Source organism: Paracoccus binzhouensis, from assembly GCF_016446475.1.
Lineage (GTDB): Bacteria > Pseudomonadota > Alphaproteobacteria > Rhodobacterales > Rhodobacteraceae > Paracoccus > Paracoccus binzhouensis.
The window spans coordinates 1-1,630 of record NZ_JAEHFP010000232.1 but is presented as its reverse complement, the minus strand read 5'-3'; the positions used below and the strand labels follow the sequence as shown (position 1 = coordinate 1,630).

1 protein-coding gene and 1 pseudogene are annotated in these 1,630 nt (G+C 74.8%); both read left to right on the top strand.

Features of this window, described 5'->3' with window-relative positions; all coding sequences use genetic code 11:
- Positions 1-276 precede the first annotated feature (276 nt).
- Positions 277-960, top strand: coding sequence for a hypothetical protein (locus tag I9P22_RS24125; protein ID WP_199262755.1), 684 nt, complete (start codon positions 277-279; stop codon positions 958-960).
- A gap of 87 nt (positions 961-1,047) precedes the next feature.
- Positions 1,048-1,630, top strand: a pseudogene (locus I9P22_RS24120) (apolipoprotein N-acyltransferase); the annotation flags it as partial.

Genomic DNA, 1,630 nt, shown 5'->3' with positions numbered 1-1,630 from the left:
CCCGCGCGCGAAAGCGGGCGCCGCGAACGCGGCCGCGACCGGGATCGCCGCGGCCGCCGCGACGACAGCGAGCAGCGCCCCCCTGCCCACGCTCATGCCGCCGAGCCTCGGGCCGAGTCGAAGCCGGCGGAGGCCGCCGAGCGCCGCCACGACCGCCCGTCACGCGAGGATCGGCGCGAGGATAGGCGCGAACGCCATGAGCGCGGCCATGACCGCCACGAACGGCGCGAGGATCGCCGCGGCGACCGCCACCCGGTGCTGGGCATGGGTGACCATGTGCCGGAATTCCTGACCCGCATCTTCCGCCCCGGCTTCACCGAACCCGCCGAGGAGATCGCCGAACCGGCCGATCCGCGCCCCGCGGCCAAGCCCGCCGCCAAGGCGCCCACCAAAGTGCCCGTGATGGCGGCGCCGGTTGCCGAAGCGCCCGCGGCGGAAAGTCCCGCCAAGGAAGCCCTCGCCGCCGAGGTCGCTGCTCCCGAAACCCCGGCTGCCGAGAGCCCGGCTGCGGAAGCGCCCGCCGCGGCAGAAAAGCCCAAGCGCTCGCGCAGCCGCAAGGCCAAGCCGACCGCAGAAGCCGCGCTCGAGGCACCGACGGAACTGCAGCCGGCGGCAGAACCGCAAGCCGCCGCACTTGAGGCGCCGGCCGAAGCGGCCGAGCCAATCGCCCCGGCCAAGCCCGTGCGCAAGCGCAAGCCGCGCGCCGCCAAGGCCGAGACAACCGAAGCCGTCGAAGCCGCGGCCGCCGCGCCGGCGGAACCCGCAGCCGAGGCAGCAGCTGAGCCCGAACCGGCTGCGAAACCCGCCCGCAAGCCGGCGAAGAAGACGGAGTCCAAGCCCCGCGCACCGCGCAAGCCCAAGGCCGGCGCCCAGACCGAGGCCGCCCCCGCCGAAGCCGGCGGCGATTCGGCCCAGCCCGAGGCTGCCGGCAGCCCGGACAACAGCACCGCCGAGGCTTGAGCCCGCCGCATGGTCTCGCCGGTCTTTCCAGGACCAACGCGGCAGCTATCGCAGGCACCCTCGCAGCGGCGGCGCCCATCCTGGGCCGTGCTCGCGCTTGACCTGGCGCTGGGTGTCCTGGCGGCGCTGGGACAGGCGCCCTGGAACCTGTGGTTTCTGACCGTGCTGGCGCTGGCCGGGCTGTGCTGGCAGATCGGCCGCGCCGAGCAGGCCCGCACCGCCGCCTGGCACGGGTTTGCCGCCGGGCTCGGGCATTTCGCCCTGGCCATGTGCTGGATCGTCGAGCCGTTCTTCGTCGAGCCCGAGATCTATGGCTGGATGGCCCCCTTTGCGCTGTTCTGCATGGCAGCGGGCGGGGCGCTGTTCTGGACGCTTCCCGCCTGGCTCGCCGCGCGCCTCGCCCCGGGTTTCCCCCGGCAGGGACTGGTCTTCGCCGCGTTGATGGTGTTTTCCGACTGGCTGCGCGGCTGGATCTTCACCGGCTTGCCCTGGGCGCTGACCGGCCATGTCTGGATCGACACCCCCGCCGGCCAGCTGGCCGCGACGCTGGGCGCGATCGGGCTTTCCGGGCTGACCATGCTGGCGGCGGCGCTGCCGCTGGCCTTCTGGCGGTGCGGGCCCAGCCGCCTGCGCGCCGCCCTGCCCGGCGCGCTGCTGGCCGCCCTGGCCG